Raw genomic sequence first — 954 nt, 5'->3', positions numbered from 1 at the left:
AAGCTCAGCTTCGGCCCCGAGTACCTGATCCCCAAGCCCTTCGATCCGCGGCTCATGATGAAGATCGCCCCTGCCGTGGCCAAGGCTGCCGCCGACAGCGGCGTGGCGTCGCGCCCGATCCAGGACATGGACGCCTACCGCGACAAGCTGCAGAGCTTCGTCTATGCCTCGGGCACCGCGATGAAGCCGATCTTCGACGTGGCCCGTCGCGCCACCCGCAATCGCGTGGCCTTTGCCGAGGGCGAGGAAGAGCGCGTGCTGCGCGCCGTGCAGATCGTGGTCGACGAAGGCCTGGCGCGCCCGACGCTGATCGGCCGTCCGACCATCATCGCGCAACGCATCGAGAAGTTCGGCCTGCGCCTCAAGGAGGAACTCGACTACGACATCGTCAACGTCGAGCAGGACCACCGCTACCGCGACTTCTGGCAGACCTATCACCGCATGACCGAGCGCATGGGCCAGACGGTCCAGACCGCCAAGATCGAGATGCGCCGCCGCCTCACGCTCATCGGTTCCATGCTGCTGCACAAGGGCGAGGTGGACGGCCTGATCTGCGGCACCTGGGGCACGACGCAAACGCACCTGCACTACATCGACCAGGTCATCGGCAAGCGCGCCGGCGGCTGCGAGAGCACCCCGCAGGACGTGCCCGTCTACGCGTGCATGAACGGCCTGCTGCTGCCCGACCGCCAGGTCTTCCTGGTCGACACGCACGTCAACTACGACCCGACGCCGGAGGAGCTGGCCGAGATCACCACCATGGCCGCCGAGGAAATGATGCGCTTCGGCCTGAAGCCCAAGGCGGCGCTGCTGTCGCACTCCAACTTCGGCACCAGCAACCAGCCGACCGCGATCAAGATGCGCAAGACGCTGGCCTTGCTGCGCGAGCAGGCGCCCTGGCTCGAAGTCGACGGAGAAATGCACGGCGACGTCGCTCTGGACGGGAAACAACGC

1 protein-coding gene is annotated in these 954 nt (G+C 66.6%); it reads left to right on the top strand.

The features are described 5' to 3' along the window. The coding region (locus tag HCU76_RS36315; RefSeq protein WP_256354755.1) for a phosphate acyltransferase at nucleotides 1–954 on the top strand (954 nt) is incomplete at both ends.

The organism is Variovorax sp. dw_308, assembly GCF_019207085.1.
Classification (GTDB): Bacteria; Pseudomonadota; Gammaproteobacteria; order Burkholderiales; family Burkholderiaceae_C; genus Variovorax.
Note: the sequence above shows the minus strand (reverse complement) of the source record. Positions and strands in the feature narration are given on the sequence as shown.